13 protein-coding genes and 1 pseudogene are annotated in these 16201 nt (G+C 44.8%); 6 read left to right on the top strand and 8 right to left on the bottom strand.

Translation table 11 applies throughout. The features are described 5' to 3' along the window. Positions 1–156: 156 nt before the first annotated feature. Complete coding sequence (locus tag QUA78_RS23095) at positions 157–1461, top strand: dihydrolipoamide acetyltransferase family protein (RefSeq protein ID WP_333304047.1); 1305 nt, start codon at positions 157–159, stop codon at positions 1459–1461. A 219-nt stretch (positions 1462–1680) separates the two neighbouring features. Here QUA78_RS23095 and QUA78_RS23090 read toward each other — a convergent pair whose 3' ends face one another. From QUA78_RS23090 to QUA78_RS23080, 3 genes are all read right to left on the bottom strand, one after another. Next, complete coding sequence (locus tag QUA78_RS23090; RefSeq protein WP_333304048.1) at positions 1681–2241, bottom strand: Uma2 family endonuclease; 561 nt, start codon at positions 2239–2241, stop codon at positions 1681–1683. A 112-nt stretch (positions 2242–2353) separates the two neighbouring features. Next, positions 2354–3781 carry a DUF3370 domain-containing protein gene (locus QUA78_RS23085; RefSeq protein WP_333304049.1) on the bottom strand — a complete coding sequence of 476 codons (1428 nt, stop codon included), beginning with the start codon at positions 3779–3781 and terminating at the stop codon, positions 2354–2356. 246 nt (positions 3782–4027) lie between these two features. Continuing rightward, positions 4028–4762 carry a PEP-CTERM sorting domain-containing protein gene (locus tag QUA78_RS23080; protein WP_333304050.1) on the bottom strand — a complete coding sequence of 245 codons (735 nt, stop codon included), beginning with the start codon at positions 4760–4762 and terminating at the stop codon, positions 4028–4030. Between the two features lie 723 nt (positions 4763–5485). Between QUA78_RS23080 and surE the strand changes: the two genes are divergently transcribed. The 4 genes and pseudogenes from surE to QUA78_RS23060 all read left to right on the top strand — a co-directional run bounded on the left by surE (position 5486) and on the right by QUA78_RS23060 (position 9706). After that, positions 5486–6163, top strand: coding sequence for a 5'/3'-nucleotidase SurE (surE, locus tag QUA78_RS23075; RefSeq protein ID WP_333304051.1), 678 nt, complete (start codon positions 5486–5488; stop codon positions 6161–6163). Positions 6164–6301: 138 nt separating this feature from the next. Continuing rightward, on the top strand, positions 6302–7363 hold the full coding sequence (locus tag QUA78_RS23070; RefSeq protein ID WP_333304052.1) for a DNA methyltransferase: 1062 nt from the start codon (positions 6302–6304) through the stop codon (positions 7361–7363). Positions 7364–7525: 162 nt separating this feature from the next. Then, positions 7526–8354: pseudogene (locus QUA78_RS23065) on the top strand (IS5 family transposase). 389 nt (positions 8355–8743) lie between these two features. Further along, positions 8744–9706, top strand: a complete 963-nt coding sequence (locus tag QUA78_RS23060) for an IS630 family transposase (protein ID WP_333399039.1) — start codon at positions 8744–8746, stop codon at positions 9704–9706. Here QUA78_RS23060 and QUA78_RS23055 read toward each other — a convergent pair. The 3 genes from QUA78_RS23055 to QUA78_RS23045 all read right to left on the bottom strand — a co-directional run bounded on the left by QUA78_RS23055 (position 9701) and on the right by QUA78_RS23045 (position 10567). Further along, a complete protein-coding gene (locus tag QUA78_RS23055) occupies positions 9701–9928 on the bottom strand; it encodes a hypothetical protein (RefSeq protein WP_333304053.1) in 228 nt (75 codons plus the stop codon). The two genes, QUA78_RS23060 and QUA78_RS23055, sit on opposite strands and share 6 nt — an antisense overlap. Positions 9929–10013: 85 nt before the next feature. Next, positions 10014–10307, bottom strand: coding sequence for a hypothetical protein (locus QUA78_RS23050; protein ID WP_333304054.1), 294 nt, complete (start codon positions 10305–10307; stop codon positions 10014–10016). Further along, a complete protein-coding gene (locus QUA78_RS23045) occupies positions 10304–10567 on the bottom strand; it encodes a helix-turn-helix transcriptional regulator (protein ID WP_333304055.1) in 264 nt (87 codons plus the stop codon). The genes QUA78_RS23050 and QUA78_RS23045 overlap by 4 nt, the downstream gene beginning before the upstream one ends. A 1176-nt stretch (positions 10568–11743) precedes the next feature. Here QUA78_RS23045 and QUA78_RS23040 point away from each other — a divergent pair. Beyond that, positions 11744–12616 carry a pentapeptide repeat-containing protein gene (locus tag QUA78_RS23040; RefSeq protein ID WP_333304056.1) on the top strand — a complete coding sequence of 291 codons (873 nt, stop codon included), beginning with the start codon at positions 11744–11746 and terminating at the stop codon, positions 12614–12616. Positions 12617–12762: 146 nt separating this feature from the next. On the opposite strand, the gene QUA78_RS23035 is transcribed toward QUA78_RS23040, so the two are convergent. Both QUA78_RS23035 and QUA78_RS23030 read right to left on the bottom strand, forming a co-directional pair. Then, on the bottom strand, positions 12763–13977 hold the full coding sequence (locus QUA78_RS23035) for an FAD-dependent oxidoreductase (RefSeq protein ID WP_333304057.1): 1215 nt from the start codon (positions 13975–13977) through the stop codon (positions 12763–12765). A gap of 339 nt (positions 13978–14316) precedes the next feature. Then, on the bottom strand, positions 14317–15849 hold the full coding sequence (locus QUA78_RS23030; protein ID WP_333399036.1) for an NAD(P)/FAD-dependent oxidoreductase: 1533 nt from the start codon (positions 15847–15849) through the stop codon (positions 14317–14319). Positions 15850–16201: the final 352 nt, after the last annotated feature.

The raw sequence follows: 16201 nt of genomic DNA, 5'->3' as shown, positions 1-16201 counted from the left end.
TTGGCGATCGGTAATTGGCAATTGATTTTCAGTCAACAGTCACACATCAAGAATGCGAGAGACTGGCATAATAATAAGTATTGCCGGTGGCCAATCGCCAATTATCAATTGCCAAATACCGATTACCTATTACCAACTCAAAAGGACTTTTTACAGATGATTCGCGAAGTTTTCATGCCAGCCCTGAGTTCTACCATGACAGAGGGCAAAATTGTTTCCTGGGTCAAATCCGCCGGAGACAAAGTAGAAAAAGGCGAAACGGTGGTGGTTGTTGAATCCGACAAAGCCGACATGGACGTGGAGTCTTTCTACGAAGGTTATTTAGCAATAATTATCGTACCTGCGGGCGAAGTTGCTCCGGTGGGAGCGGCAATCGCCCTGGTAGCAGAAACAGAAGCCGAAATCGCCGTCGCTCAGCAGCAAGGAAGCGCCGCCCCAACCGCAGCAGCAGCCCCCGCTCCCAGCCCCGCTCCTGTCAGCGCAGCTACATCGTCAGCAGGTTTGCAGCAAAATGTCAGCCGCCAAAACGGTCGCAGCGTCGTTTCTCCCCGCGCTCGCAAGTTAGCCAAAGAATTTAAAGTAGATTTGAATTCTATCAAAGGCAGCGGGCCCAACGGTCGCATTGTCGCAGAGGATGTGGAAGCAGCAGCCGGCAAAGCCCAACCCGCTCCGGTTCAGCAAGCGGTAACAGTCCCCGCAGCACCCGCACCCGCAGCACCCACAGCACCCGCACCCGCCCCCGCAGCAGCCAAACCCGCACCCGCACCAGTCCCGGCGGTGGCACTTTCCGGCCAAAGAGTACCGATGAATGCGCTGCAAAATGCGGTGGTGCGGAATATGGAAGCAAGTTTGAGCGTGCCGTCTTTCCGCGTCGGCTACACAATTACTACTGACAAGCTGGACACACTTTACAAACAAATTAAGTCGAAAGGCGTCACGATGACGGCTTTGCTGGCGAAAGCAGTAGCAGTAACTTTACAAAAACATTCTCTGCTGAATGCTTGTTATGTGGAGTCGGGAATTCAATACCGCGCTGATATTAATGTGGCGGTAGCGGTGGCGATGGACGGTGGCGGTTTGATTACGCCGGTGCTGCAAAATGCCGATCGCCTCGATATTTATTCGCTCTCGCGCACTTGGAAGGATTTAGTCGATCGCGCCCGCACCAAGCAGTTGAAGCCTGATGAATACAGCACGGGAACTTTTACTCTTTCCAATTTGGGAATGTTTGGAGTAGACAAGTTTGACGCGATTTTGCCGCCGAATCAAGGCTCGATTTTGGCGATCGGCTCTTCGCGGCCGCAAGTAGTGGCAAACGAGGAAGGCTTGATGGGAGTGAAGCGCCAAATGCAGGTGAATATTACTTGCGATCACCGGATTATTTACGGTGCTGATGCTGCGGCATTCTTGCAAGATTTAGCGAAATTGATTGAGACAAATCCTCAGTCTTTGACGCTTTAATTAGTTGACAGTTAACTGTTGACAGTTGACAGTTAACTGTTGACAGTTGACTGTCAATCAGCTAAGAGTTTATAATATTCAATCTATAGCGGTTCTCAATAAAATGAGGTACGCACCGCTCCCAACCGCTCCCCGATCGCCCGTTAGCGAAGCCCTCGAAGAGGATCGCCCACGAGAACACCTCATGTTACACCAGAAAGGCTATAATTCTATATCGCTCTAACCCAAAATAAAATCAACGCTTACTTCAAACTCAGGAAAAGCTAGCGGCGCCACCATTTCTCCCCGCTCAAACTTTTGCATTGAAGTATAGCCATTTGCCGTCGGAAAACGGTAAACTTCTAAACAATTAATCTCAAGATCCCACAACCATACTTCTTGAATACCAGCACGAGCATAGTTAGGTACTTTCACATCGCGATCGAAATCAACAGTGCTATCAGAAACCTCAACTAACAACAAAACTTCAGATGGTACTGGATGTGCAGTAGCATAGTAGTCAGCGCGAGGTTGCAGCAATACAATATCCGGTTGAGGTTCGGTGCGTTCAGTTAACTGGATCGGGTCTTGGGCGCCTATAATCGCACGTCTTCTCTCCAAATCGGAGAACACAGCGATCAGGCGCTTTACACAACTTGCATGACGAGTACCAATTGCAGCCATTTGAACAATTTCTCCTTCTATCAATTCTACTCGGTCATCTTCGCTCAAAATGCCAGCCTCACCCATTAGGTGATATTCTTGTACTGTAAATAGCCGTCTTTGCATCTGAACAGACATAACTATTCTCCTTATTCGACAGTTGTCTAAACTTTATCATTGTTGCCAGTAAGATTCAACCTACTGGCTCTATGTTCTGTGCAGCTTCATATTAAATTGGTATAACCACCAACTAATTACTCGATCGCACTGTCAAAACTTGGGGCGGCGTCGCATCCGGCGGATACAAGAAATCCACCTGCACCAAACGGCGTTCCCCCGGCTTCATATTCACATTCACCAAAGGTTCCCCCTGCTGTCCCCGGCGCTGCACTATGTGAATGTAGCGCGTCAAAGTCTTGCCCGTATCATCATTAAACATTACCCGCACCGTACCTCGGAAAAATATCCGATTTTCGGGAGGATCGTAAAACATCAATCCCCCCGATTCTGTATTTGCTTTGATCGGTGTTTGCATTTTAATGCTAACAGATTGAGACTCGCGAGATTTGTTGTAAAGTGGAAAAGTTAAGTTGTATTGAATCCCGTAATTACCATTAGCTAAGTAAGCAGTATCGGGATAGCGAGCTAACATTTTAGCGCTTTGAACTTGACCAGTGCCAAAAGTACCCGTATCCGTTGTGCTCAGAGCGTAAGAAAATGACTCGCCGCGCTTGGGAACAGTTAAATAATCGGTTCTCGAATTGTCAGTAATTTTAGCTTCCCACTGGGAACCTTCGGCTACTCCCGCAACGCGGCCGTAAATTTTTTGCACCGGATTTTCGCCTCTCGGAGTTGGTGCTAAATCTCTCGGCCCCGCTAAACCTTTGGTATTTAAAATATTTTCCCACTGTTCTAAAGTCGGATCTTGCTCGACTCCTCCTTGACTTTTAGGAACAAACATGGCTAATGATGCTACATAAACCGAATTGCTGCTCGACATTCGCATTAAAGTCGATCGACCGTTGGAAGAAGGCGTGACATTCCCCACAGGTATCGGCAAATTCATCAGCATTCGGCTCTGATTCGCCGGAATCTCGATCGCAGCCGGCAAAATGGCTTGTCTGTATCCCCGCAGCACATCGCTCGTGATGCGGCTTCCAGGCCCCGCAAACACAGTGCCGAATCGATTCTCTAAATACGACGGCAAATCGACAAACAAAGCATCGGGTCGCGTTAAATAGGTCGCTCCTTGCAATACTTTTAAAGTAACAGGTTCCGAGTTAGGATTGCGGACAATTATTCCTTGAAATAAGGTGCGAGTGTCTGCGCGATTTTTAGCTTTAGCGATGTGGTGGGCAAAGATGTCAAATCGGCCTTTGAAGGGAAAGTTTAAGTGTGCAGAAGGTTGTTGTTTTCCTTCCGGGGGAAATGTGGAGAGCAAAATGCCTTCGGTTTGCACGACTTCGGGGCTGTTGCTGTTGAAAACGGGGATATTGTCGAGTTTTCCGGGCAAAACGCGCACTTGTTGGGGCACCGTCACAGTGTTCAGCGGGGCCGTTGTCGGAGGTGCTGGCAAATCCAGTTCGTTTTCCGGTATCGAAAATTCTCGCTGGATGATGACTTGTTGGGTCGCAGGTGTCGGGATTGCTTGAGCTAAGGGTAGAATTGGCAAAAACATTGCTGTGAGCGCGTTTAACTGAACTTGCAGAAGATTGCTTGGACATAGCAACCGACACAAAAACTTACCACAAGTTGGTTGATATTTTCTGGGGATTTTGAGATTTTGTCAATGTAGAGCAAAAATAAGAGCCAGAGGTGGGATAGCTGCGCTGGCTCTTATGAATTGATACTAGAAGTTAAGCTGAATTCACTAGAAATGCGGCGAGCTTTTCTTCCGATGGATGGCCCGCACCCCTGAGAAAATTTAAGCAAGAGCTTTTTTTGCCTGCTTGCGGCGGGCTGCTACTAAACTTCCCAACCCCATCACCATACCTGCGATAGTGGTTGGTTCGGGTACTGGCTCAGCATCAGCGGAAACTCCCGCCATAACTTTGTCACTGGTACCAACATTAGACCCACTTACCTGCTGGAAGCGAACCCCTGCCTTAAGCGTACCATTCTGAAATCCCGTCAAGAAAGCACTTTCTGCCTGAGCCGCACTCAGACTGCTGCCAGTTAGCAAAAAGCTAACCAAAGTAGACTGATTTTTATATAAGCCTCCATTAGCGTTGCCACCATTAAAGCTATTGCGCGGAGTGCTAATGCCATAGTCGAAACCGTTGTGCAAACCGCTAATATCAACGTTTTGCCAAAACTTTGAAAAAGTGCTGCCTGAGGTCGATTTAACCGATGCACTAACGCCGCTCAATACGTCAAATGCCACGGCAACGAGAGAAGAGTTTGTTGCACCACCGGCTGTAGCCTGAGTGCCAGTGGTATTGGTGATGCCCAAATTCAGGAGCAAATCGGCTCCACTTTGGACAACGTTGAAGTCCAATGTTGCAGTAGCGCCGGTGCCAATGCCGTTGGTAGTACCGTACTCAGGAGCCACGGATAAACTGAATGCTTGGGCTTGCGTTGCAGTTAGTAATGAAGAAGCAATTGCTAAACCAGCGGTAGCTATACAGGCAGTTAGCGGTTGGGCGAAGTTGGTTTTCATAAGAGTAATACCTCGTTTATATCGTTGGAGGGATTGACTTTATTGATTTCTTCTGGTATCTATTTACAGCCTCGATCATTTAAAAGTGTTTGTCTATACATTTTTGATACCTTTACCAAAACAATATGGTGCGAGGTTTATTCTTAAACTTTTCGTAAACTTGGTTTTGTCGCAAGCGCTAGGATAACTGTTGCTGATGGATTCCACGGTTAAATATCCGTTATTGCAACTTTTGGTACCATCGGTTGTCACAACCAGTAACTACGTAATTCTACCACATTTAAGTAGTAATTTATACAAAATTTGAGAAGATGTTTGCCGATCGCCAGATGTACGCGAAAGTAAAATATAGTTGCACAGTAAGTAAATATAGAATTGGTAACTATTCCCGGACGCAGAAACCGGGTTAGAGAGACTAAAATACGGCGTGGAGAGCCTGGGTACCGCTGAAAAAACCTGGTCGAGTCCAGTCTCAGTGCGTAAGTCCACTACACTTAACCTTATGCAGACACCGCCCAAAAACGGGTACAAGCCCCCGACTAATGTCGTGGAAAGCCAAAAATTTTAGACTCTTGTTAAATCTTCCAGATTCATCTGTGGAGTAAATCTAAAATCTAAAATCTCAAATCTAAAATCGACACAATCCCCGCGTCCCCTACCATTTGAGATTGCATCGGCTCGCCTGCGAGTGACACAATAACCTTACAAACAGACAAATTTTTAATGAAAATTATTTTAACCAACGACGACGGCATAGACGCTCCGGGAATTCAGGCACTTTTGCAGGCTGTCAGCGGCAAAACAATTATGGTGGCTCCCCAAGGGCAATTGTCGGGCTGCGGGCATCAAGTGACGACCCACAGTCCGATTCATGTCGATCGGCGATCATCCTTTGAATATGCTGTAGGGGGAACACCGGCCGATTGCGTGCGCATCGCTCTTCATCACGTTTGTGCGAAGCCGGATTTGGTACTTTCGGGTATTAACGCGGGCGGCAATTTGGGGGTTGACGTGTATATTTCGGGTACGGTTGCCGCTGTGCGGGAAGCAGCCATGCACGGTATTCCGGGAATCGCAATTTCCCACCGAATTAAAAGGCCGCTCGAAATAGATTGGGATGTCGCTACTCGTTGGACATCGCGGGTGTTGGCGGATTTGCTCAACCGGGAACCAAAGTCGGGGTGTTTCTGGAATGTGAATTTGCCGCATTTAGCGCCGGGAAGTGCGGAACCGGAAATTGTGTTTTGCCAACCTTCGACCCAGCCGCTGCCTGTGGTGTACCGCGTGGAGGGAAAATACTTTTATTATGCGGGAGAATATGGAGCGCGCGATCGGGCGGCGGGGACTGATGTTGACGTGTGTTTTGGGGGTAATATTGCGGTGACTGAGATATCGCTGTGATAGATTTGGGCGATCGAACTATATTTTTTTGGCAAGAAAGCGGAAGTAGGTAGGTTAACTTTGGCATCACTTACCCTGAATATCCCAAAACAGGATAAAATCTTGGTACTTAATTTTTAGAGTCACGTAAGTCAACAAATGAGTCCTAACGCAGAAGCGAATTTTCCCAGCATCTCAAAACGCAAAGCGAGCAGCACTGTTGGTCGTGGCAAAGTAGCTAATCTCAATACCAACTTTAATTTTTCTGCATGGAGTGACGAATACGTTACTTTATATCTCGGCGATAGTCTCCAGCAATACGACAATTGGGAGCAACCTACTGTCATCGTTTCAGATGGAGCTTACGGTATTCTTGGGTTTGAAGGAGACACGTCCGATCACATTGATTTACCTAATTGGTATCAACCTCATATCGAGGCATGGTCAAAAGCAGCAATGCCATGCACAACACTCTGGTTTTGGAATTCAGAGATTGGTTGGGCTGTTGTGCATCCACTTCTAGAAAAGTATGGTTGGCGCTATGTTAATTCCAATATTTGGAACAAGGGAAAAGGTCATATCGCAGGGAATGTTAACACACAAAAAATTCGCAGGTTCCCCGTCGTGACAGAAGTCTGCGTTCAATATGTCAGAGAAGTAATAGTTAATGAACTTACCTTAAAGACGTGGTTGTTGCGAGAGTGGAAACGCTCTGGGTTGCCGTTACGACGAGCCAACGATGCTTGCGGGGTAGTGGATGCAGCAACCAGGAAATACTTCGATCAAGGGCATTTGTGGTATTTTCCTCCGACCGAGATGTTTGAAAAGTTAGTCAACTATGCAAATGAGTATGGTAATCCTCAAGGAAAACCCTACTTTTCTGTGGATGGTAACCAGCCTTTAACGGGACAAGAATGGAGCAAAATGCGATCGAAATTTAGATGCCCTCACGGTTTTACAAACGTTTGGGATCGTCAAGCTTTACGGGGCGATGAGAGAGTTAAAACTATCTCTGGAAAAGCAGTACATCTCAACCAAAAACCTCTGGATATGATGAACCTTATTGTTGAGGCTTCTAGCGATGAAAACGATGTTATATGGGAAGCTTTTGGTGGACTTTTCACTGCAGCTTTGTCAGCACGTAAACTAAAACGAAAAGCCTTTTCTTGCGAGATAGACCCAGACTATTTCTACTATGGTGTACAGAGATTTAATCAATGATTTCATCAATATTCTCTTCTCTAATCTGTAGATAATCTTGTAGGGATTTCTTGATACTCTCTTCTACGCGACTTGAGAAAAGCTTATTCCACCGACCAACAGTAGACCTCTTGCAAAAGTCCCCAATAAGGGCAATAGTGAGGTGATTGAGAGGAAAAACTGATGACTTACGAACAAGTGCAAAGCTTAAAGCCAGAAGCCTTCAAGAGATTATGTGGCGTTGGGTCTACAACTTTTGCAGAAATGGTGTCAGTTCTAAAACAACAGCAACTTCAGAAACCCAAACCCGGTCGTGGGCCTAAACTGAGCTTAGAAGATCAGGTACTACTGGCATTACAATATTGGCGAGAGTATCGTACCTACTTTCACATTGCTCAAAGCTGGAACATCAATGAATCCACTGCGTTCCGGATCGTGAGACACGGGCAAGGACACATTGATTCGTTAAGGTCGGTTTAGTTTACCCGGAAAAAAAGCACTGCTGCAACCGGACTCAGTTTTAGAAGTAGTTGTGGTCGATGTGACCGAAAGTCCAGTCGAGCGTCCAAAAAAAAACAACGACAAGTGTTGAACGGTAAAAAAAAGTATCATACCTTGAAGTCGCAATTAGTGGTTAATCAAAAGACGGGAGCAATTATCTGCATAGCTCATGGTAAAGGCAGAAGGCATTCCTGGTGCCTATTCATTCTTCAGTAAAGTTAGGCTAGCCAATACAATTAAGCTTTGGCGTGACAAGGGTTATCAAGGAATTGCCAAACTTCTTGCCTTTAGTCAGATACCTACTAAAAAGCCCAAAAGCTCTAATTTATCTCAGGTTCAACGGCAGGAAAACCGTACTCTGGCAACCCAACGTATTGTCATTGAACACGTCAATCGGAAACTGAAAATTTTTCGGATTCTGTCGGAACGTTACCGAAATCGCCGACGTAGATTTGGTTTACGCTTCAACCTGATTGCAGGCATCTATAACTATGAACTTAACCTTTCATAATGACTTTTGCAAGAGGTCTAGTCATACCGGAAACTTCAGTATTGTAGACACGTCGCTTAAATTCCTCAATGCCTGGATGTACAATTCTGTCCATCTTTGCAAAATTTGTATCTAGTCTATATTCATAGCGTATCCGTAGCTCCCGCAGAAGGCGCTGATACTCTCTAGTTGGTTGGTAGACTTTTCCTGGAGTACCCCATGAATCAACTATTTTCTCAGCTTCTAAAAATTCCTCATACCAATTCACTATGAAGGTACACTAAATTTATGCTAAAAGTAGAGGAGATCCAATATGGCCAACAAATTTAAAGTAGAAATCCAGGAAACGGTTGAGGAACTAGAGCATCGACTCGAACGGGCTATAACCGCAGTTTGCACAAGAAAAATTACTGCTATTATACTGGATTACCACAAAAAAAATCAAAACAAGAGAAGAATTAGCCACGATGCTGAAGCGAGACTTTTCAACAATATATCGTTGGTTAAGAGCTTACAAAAAAGGTGGAATTACCTTATTACTCACAGTTAAAAAAGCTCCCGGAAAGGCTCCACATATTCCACCCGAAGTGAGAGAAAAATTAATCAAAAAACTGCAAGAACCCCAGGGAGAAACAAGTTCTGGCAAATTACAGCTCTGGCTAGAAAAAGAATGCGGAATTAAAGTGAGCTATAAAGTAGTACATGACCTAGTACATTATAAATTGAAAGCAGACCTGAAAGTCCCAAGACCCCAAAGTAACAAAGCGAACGAAGAGGTGCAGGCAAGCTTCAAAAAAAAACTATGTGAGCTCATCAAAGTAATGATTAAATATTTCGGAAACTCCAAGCCTGTAAGGATATGGTGTCAGGACGAGAGTAGATTTGGATTGATTACTATGCAGGGCAGAATGATTACATTAAAGGGGGTAAAACCCATTGGCAAAAAGCAATGGAAACGAGGAAACTTTTATATTTATGGAGTCGTAGAGCCAGCAACAGGTGAACAATATTATCAAGAATTTTCTCAGCTCAATCACAACTGCTTTCAAGAGTTTTTAAATGGATTTGCCCAAAAATACTCAGACTATTTCAATCTAATTATCATGGATAATGGTAGCTTTCATAAAGCTCTCTTATTAGACTGGCATGATCATGTAATGCCAATATATTTACCAGCCTATAGTCCTGAATTGAATCCGATTGAAAGATTGTGGTCACATACAAAAAAAGACCTCAAGTGGGAAAATTATTCGAGTTTAGATAAACTCAAAGAACAGGTAGATATAATTATCAAATCTCTCACGAATCAAGAAGTTTTATCTCTCTGTGGTTGGGACTATATCCTTGAAGCTATATTAAGTGCAGGTTCATAGTGAATTGGTATCAGCAGAGCCTTGGAATTTATATCCACTGGTATTGGTTTGTTGCAAATTTGCTGTTCTTGGAGTTGTATCTTCCGGCTCTAAAACAAGATAATCCGGCGGATTATGATAGTGGGTATCTCTCGCTACAGCTACCGATAAACCAGAGAGAACGCACACATCAAGAATGCGAGACTTGCCATAGATGATTTTATCGGGTAGCCATGCCAGCATAACAACGTAGGTCTGATCGAACCTAAAGTAATTCTGACTATCTTTGAAACGTGCTGTTATCTCTGTTGCTAGTGGAAACCACGCTTTAATTTGTAATCCGGGCGGGTTGAACTATGCCGAGGAAAATAGTATCTGGAAATCCCGGATCTTGCCTATGCCACTTTCCAAATTCAGCGAACTCTTTTTGTTGATTCAAGAATTCAACGGTGTTAAATTCGATTAAATTTCCGACTAAGGGCGAAAGCTTTGAGATAACTTTAGACAGGTTCACCGCTGCATCTAAGGTAACAGGTTTAGATACCTCTAAAACGTCGAAAGTGTGACCCGATAACCGATCGACATATTGGGACGCAAGTCTGATTACATCTTGTGTATTCATATCTCGCCATTACAAGATGCTTCAGATATTTTGTGTGAAATTTTCCTAATAATATCGCAAGGATCTACACCAATTACATGAGCAACTAACAGAAACTCAATTACATCTAACCGTCTTTCACCGTTTTCATATTTGGCTACGAAAGACTGGGGCTTTTTAAGAGATTTAGCAACAGACTCCTGAGTTAGTTGCGCTTCTTTACGAGCCGCAATCATACAGCAACGGAAGGTTTCATATTCATCGCTAAAAACAGATTTCATTATACTTTGGGTTTAGCACTGCATATTCCCTAGATATAATAAACCTGTTTTAGGATAATCCCAAAATAGGATATTTAAATTTGTTAAAAATCGATAGTAATGACACTTGAACAAAATTAATCACAATCCCGAGAGTCGCAGCTATCTCTACTTATGGCTGTCCGTGCCACCATAATTTTTTTTGTCATCCTTCGGCTTAGCAACACCATCAGGTTGTTTCTTTGGCTTTTTGACTTCTTTGTTGCTTTTTCTTTCTTTGGACATGATCGTTCCTCAATTTTTACTCAGCATAACATAGATTGACACATCTGCCTAACTGCCAGTAGAGGGGGCGATCCTATACATATATTACTCGCTGTTAGTTTTGTACAATCTGCTGTAGATTATCCCCTAGGTTTTGAACGAATAGCCTCTACCGTTAGGCATATCGATAAATCCCTCAGAAGTACAATGTCTGAAAATTACTTTTAACCGCGATCGACTAAAGGAAATCTTGAAAAGCACGCTCGTAGAATAGCAGCGACACAACAGAGAATAATTCTCGCTTATTAAGCTGTTCCATATCTAATTTTAATGAAAAATGACAGTAGATAAAATATGGAGCTACGACTAGACCAGCCTTCGCCACACCTGGCGCAAACACAACGAACAAATTTGCAGTCTTAATTAAAAAAAGCTGTTCGCCACAGTTGACAACAAAAAGATTAATTTTCTATAAATAATGGAAAAATCTGTCAATAAATTAGTAATTTTTTAGGTGGTAGCCATAACACATAAGCATATTTGTGTGTAGATGGATACTCCGAGCATATATAATCACTGCACGACAGAAGTGAAAAAGGTAATTATACAAAAGTTACCAATGAATATATAGAGTTGTTAATGCAAGACTTCTGATAGCTTTTGAGTGGCAACATTAGAATAAGGGTTTCAGGGCGATCGTATAAAAGCAAGCAACGCTTGCCGAGGCACAAAAGCTTTCAACGGAAAATCAAGGGTTTCAGACTACGGCCTAAAAACTTTCTGGACTATTGAAAAAGAACAAAGTATATTTAGAAATATAAAGTAATTTCCAGCTTTCTTTAAAGTGCGATCGCATCCGCTCCGTGTGATATAAAATACTTATAAAAAGTGCGTATTTCTAGATAAATTTCCGCTATTAGGAATCTGACGACTATGGAAGTAACCGAGCTGCTCAAAGAGTACGAAAATGGAAACAGAGACTTTGCTGGCGCAAACCTCAGCGGAGCAAACCTCAGCGGAGCCATCTTGGTCGGGGTAAATCTTTCGAGGGCTAACCTGTCGGGAGCTAACCTGAGTCGGGCGCATCTCACCAAAGCAGAACTCAACGACGCAAACCTTTACAGGGCAAATCTGAGTTTTGCCAAAATGGGCCAAGTCAGACTAGCGGACGCAGAGCTAACGAAAGCCAATCTCAGCGGAGCTTTCCTTGTCAAAGCAAAACTGCCCAGGGCAAAGTTGAGTGGCGCCCAACTCATAGGTAGCAACCTGCGGAGCGCCACCCTCTGGAACGCCAATTTATGTACAGCCGACCTGCAATTCATCAACCTGCGGGGCGCGAATCTCACGGGAGCAAACCTCAACTGGGCAAACTGCGGGGGGGCAAAACTCAGCGGTGCAAGGCTTTTTGGCGCTCAACTAACAGGCATCTATCTCAGGAAAGCTTACATCAACGGCATCGACCTGAGCAGGACGGATCTCAATGGCGTCAACCTGAGCGAAGCCAAACTGAACGGGGTAAACTTGGAAGGCGCGAACTTGTTAGCTGCCAATCTCTGCGGGGCTCAGTTGCGGGGCGTCAAGTTGATGGGAGCAGATTTAACCAGGGCAAATCTGGTGGGAGTTTCTTTGGTGCAGGCAAACCTCGATTGGGCTAGGCTGTGCTATGCAGACTTGAGCGAAGCCGACTTGAGCGGGGCCACATTGATGGGAGCCAACTTTGAGGGTACTCAGTTAGGGGGGTCAACCATGCCCGCATCTGTGAGCCATGATGTCTACTTAACTGCGGGGGGTGGTGTCCCAGCTTAGTCAGCGGCAAAAATCAATCTCGCATCCGAGTCGGCGGCTCTCGCATTGGTTTAATTTTTGATGCAGATATCATTACTGTTGTGAGAGTGCTGCATCGGCAAGAAATTTACCCATATTTGCGAGAGTTTGTAGGATCACAATTGAGCTCACCCGATTAATTTCGCGACTCGCAAAGCAGAGGTAATAGCTCCTTCGTGCAAACCATTCCCCAAATAAGCTCCCGCATGATAAGTGTTGTTCTCGCCATTAGTCTCGATAACTTCATCTCGATATCGAAAAGACTCGACAGTGTATAACGGCGTGTGATGTTTCTGAATGTGAATAATGTCCTTTTTGGCGATCGACTCCTCGAGTTGAAACGCTAAGCTGTACTCTCGTGGCGAGGAGATGCCGCAAAGCTGATTCAAGCTCGCATTATATCCCCATCCCTTGTCCGTCTCGAAAAAATCAAATTCTGATAACTTGCGGATGCCGTAGCGATCGTACATTGATGTATCCGAATGCAGCACAGTCGTTGCATAATTGCCTTTCCACGCCGAAAACCGCTTCGTTTCCGCATCCGTAGGATCAGACAACAGCCTCATCACTTGGTCTGGTGGCATCGCAAAAACCACCTTATCAAATTCCTGACTCTCCCCATTAGAAAGCACAATTTGTACAGCATCAGCACTTCTGACAGTCTTGGCAATCTCCACATTCAGCAGTATATTGCCCTTAAACCGTTCCAGAATCTTTTCAATGTAAGAATACACCCCGCCTTTAATCCTCACCCAGTTGACCGAGGCATAGTCGCGCAGAACAGGCAGCGCTAATTCCGACGGAAAATTGTCGAGCGATTCAAACGGTATCGAGTAGCTGTACATCGTCAGCAACTTCAGCCAATAATTGCGGATGCACGAGCTTTTCAAACTCTGAGAAAGTGGCATATCGTAGAAATCGTGCTGTTTAGCAAACCGCATTTTTAAAATAAATGCAGCCGAACGAGCGTAGATACTATCGAGCCGCAAATACTCTATTAGGCGTTGGATTCCGGTAAAATTTTTCCGGATAGAGACCTTAGACAAAAAGTGATCGCCATCTTTAAGAAACAGCGCGGAACCAATCTGCACGGGTTCTAATTCAACCCCTAGCTCTTGCATAAAAGCCACGAAATTGTCAAACACCGTAGGAAATTCCAGCACCCCATTTTCTAATATTTCATTGCACTCAGATTGATTTGGCGCAACATTTTTGTTGAGCGTCCGAATGTGTCCGCCTAAAATCGGCTGCTTTTCCAACACAGTGACGTGATGCCCCTGTTTATCGAGCCAGTAGGCTGCGGCCATACCGCTCGCTCCGCCCCCAACAATTGCAATTCTCATAGTTCACTCCTAGATTGATAGAAGGAAGTTCGGCAACGGATTCTGTAACGGATGTAACGGATGTAACGGATGTCAGGAAGAAGGAAGAAGAAAGAAGGAAGAAGGAAGAAATTCTCGTTTCCAGATAGAACCTGGGAACCCATTTCACTGTTGCTGTGCCTCGTCATTTTTAAGAGGAGGCAGAGCCTCCAGAAATTCATGCCTTGGCAGAGCCAAGGAACGAGATAACGAGAGCAGAAACGTGAGATTTTTAAGAAGAGGCAGAGCAAGAGTGAAATTCATTCCTTGGCTTTGCCAAGGAACGAGAGAAACAGGAAAATAACCAATTGCCAATTTTCCTTAGCCTAAAATCGCATCGCCGGATAAACGTTGATAAAGCAGCGCCCCCGTCCAAAATGTCGGTGCAAATCCTGGATAGCCCGAGGAAGCGTTGCAGAAATAGAAATTGTTGAGGGATGTTTCATGATTGAGTCGATCGACCCCCATGTTGCGCGGCGTCAGGCTGGAACCGTAGGAATTACCGTTAGGACACCAACAGAAGCGCTCGTTAGTCGTCGGACTTCCGGTAATATGAAATACCATGTGTTTGCGGAAATTCGGAACATAGTCTTTTTCAACAACATCTAAAATCGAGTCCAGAATTTCTTGTTTCTTCTGTCTGTAAGCTTTGCGATCGCTCTCCCAAAGCTGTTTAAAATAGCTGTAATTAGCAACCGTCAGAAATTCGACAATTTGACAATCTTCTGGACAATCCCGCCGCGCTTCCGTCAGTAAAGTTGGCGTTGTAATTGCAAAACTCGGACGAGAAAAATCATTTTGCTCGTACATTTGAGCAAATGCTTCATTTAGATCCAGATGTTCGGAATGAAACGTATTCCACTTGCCAAATCCATAGTCTCGGAGATCGATATCTTTGACAACGCAGTACACCATGTAGTTAGATGCAGAATACTCATAGTTTAGTTTGCGCCGCACAGCTTTAGAGAACAGTTCCTCTCCAATCATCTTGGCCGCTCTTTTCGGGTCAAGGTTGCAAATCACCGTGTCGCCCGTGAATTCATGGGTTTGATGGGTGGTCAAATCCATCGCTTCAACTCCCGTTACTGTTCTGTTTGTCATCCTAAAATTGGTGACTTCATGGTTTAGTAGAACTTTCCCCCCGTTGGATTCAATGACCTTAACTAAAGAATTGATGACATCTTCAAAATGCTGCGTCGGGTAAAAGGCACCTTCTTGATAGCCTCTAAACAAGGCAATCCAAGCATAGAAAGAAAGCTGATTTGGTGGCAGCAAAAAGTCCGGCCATTGCAGGGCTAATAGGGTTTGGGCGGCTTGCGGGAGTTGGAACTTGTCGAAAACGTCCTGAAGTGTACTGTTGAGGTGTTGGACAGCACAAAATACGTCACCGAAATTTTTGAGCAATTCAATTGGTTTGACGGGAGGAGCGAGTTTTCTGAGTCCCGCGCCGGTTTTCTCGACTTCGTTGACGAATTTGCGAATTCTCTCGCCCGCTTCGGGAAACAGCGCCGACAATCTGCGGATCAGTTCCTCTGGTTCCGAGGGAATATCCAGCGCATACCCAGGCATTCTCATGTGGTCGTAGCCATTCGGATCGTACCGTTCAAAGGTGACATCTCGATCGAGACCGAGTTTTTTGAGAACTCGATTGACTGTATGTCCTTCGCCGCAGTCCCAAACGTAGTGGAATTGGGCATTAAACGTGTATTTGTTGGCCATCGTAAAGGTGTGACCAAAGCCTCCGGGGTGCTCGTGAGCTTCGAGGATGTGCACGGTTTTGCCGGAGTTTGCCATCAAAGCTCCGAAAACCAGTGCTGATAAACCACTGCCGACGATGAGGTAATCTGTTGTCATGGGAAATTTCCTCGATCGATTGAATCGGGCGATCGTTGTCTATTTAAACTAACTATCAATTCTGAGAAAATTCTGAAGTCCAGCAACAATTTTTTGAGCCGCGCTGGTTTAAGGATTGTATTAAAGTCTGAGTACGGTTGCTGTTAAGCTTAATCAAGCTGTTGTGGATCGAACTTATAGCTGCGGAGGCGGACTGGAAAGCCCGCTCCACAAGGGAAGAAACCGGGTTTATACCTTTGTTGGTAACTCTTAAGGCATAGAGTAGCCTACCTAATTAGGGTTTGCTGAATAATCGATCGCCAACCAAGAGCAGGAGCTCACGATATCTGAAAGCTCAGTTAAAGATAAGTTT

It is taken from the genome of Microcoleus sp. K4-B3, from assembly GCF_036704615.1.
Classification (GTDB): domain Bacteria; phylum Cyanobacteriota; class Cyanobacteriia; order Cyanobacteriales; family Microcoleaceae; genus Microcoleus.
This window is presented reverse-complemented; position numbering and strand designations above follow the sequence as displayed.

Excerpts from the sequence above, each read along its gene's own strand:
- QUA78_RS23040 (WP_333304056.1), top strand. The coding sequence starts at position 11,744 with ATGGAAGTAACCGAGCTGCTCAAAGAGTACGAAAATGGAAACAGAGAC.
- QUA78_RS23070 (WP_333304052.1), top strand. The coding sequence starts at position 6,302 with ATGAGTCCTAACGCAGAAGCGAATTTTCCCAGCATCTCAAAACGCAAA.
- QUA78_RS23085 (WP_333304049.1), bottom strand. The coding sequence starts at position 3,781 with ATGTTTTTGCCAATTCTACCCTTAGCTCAAGCAATCCCGACACCTGCG.
- QUA78_RS23055 (WP_333304053.1), bottom strand. The coding sequence starts at position 9,928 with ATGCTGGCATGGCTACCCGATAAAATCATCTATGGCAAGTCTCGCATT.
- QUA78_RS23050 (WP_333304054.1), bottom strand. The coding sequence starts at position 10,307 with ATGAATACACAAGATGTAATCAGACTTGCGTCCCAATATGTCGATCGG.
- QUA78_RS23035 (WP_333304057.1), bottom strand. The coding sequence starts at position 13,977 with ATGAGAATTGCAATTGTTGGGGGCGGAGCGAGCGGTATGGCCGCAGCC.
- QUA78_RS23030 (WP_333399036.1), bottom strand. The coding sequence starts at position 15,849 with ATGACAACAGATTACCTCATCGTCGGCAGTGGTTTATCAGCACTGGTT.
- surE (WP_333304051.1), top strand. The coding sequence starts at position 5,486 with ATGAAAATTATTTTAACCAACGACGACGGCATAGACGCTCCGGGAATT.
- QUA78_RS23090 (WP_333304048.1), bottom strand. The coding sequence starts at position 2,241 with ATGTCTGTTCAGATGCAAAGACGGCTATTTACAGTACAAGAATATCAC.
- QUA78_RS23045 (WP_333304055.1), bottom strand. The coding sequence starts at position 10,567 with ATGAAATCTGTTTTTAGCGATGAATATGAAACCTTCCGTTGCTGTATG.
- QUA78_RS23095 (WP_333304047.1), top strand. The coding sequence starts at position 157 with ATGATTCGCGAAGTTTTCATGCCAGCCCTGAGTTCTACCATGACAGAG.
- QUA78_RS23080 (WP_333304050.1), bottom strand. The coding sequence starts at position 4,762 with ATGAAAACCAACTTCGCCCAACCGCTAACTGCCTGTATAGCTACCGCT.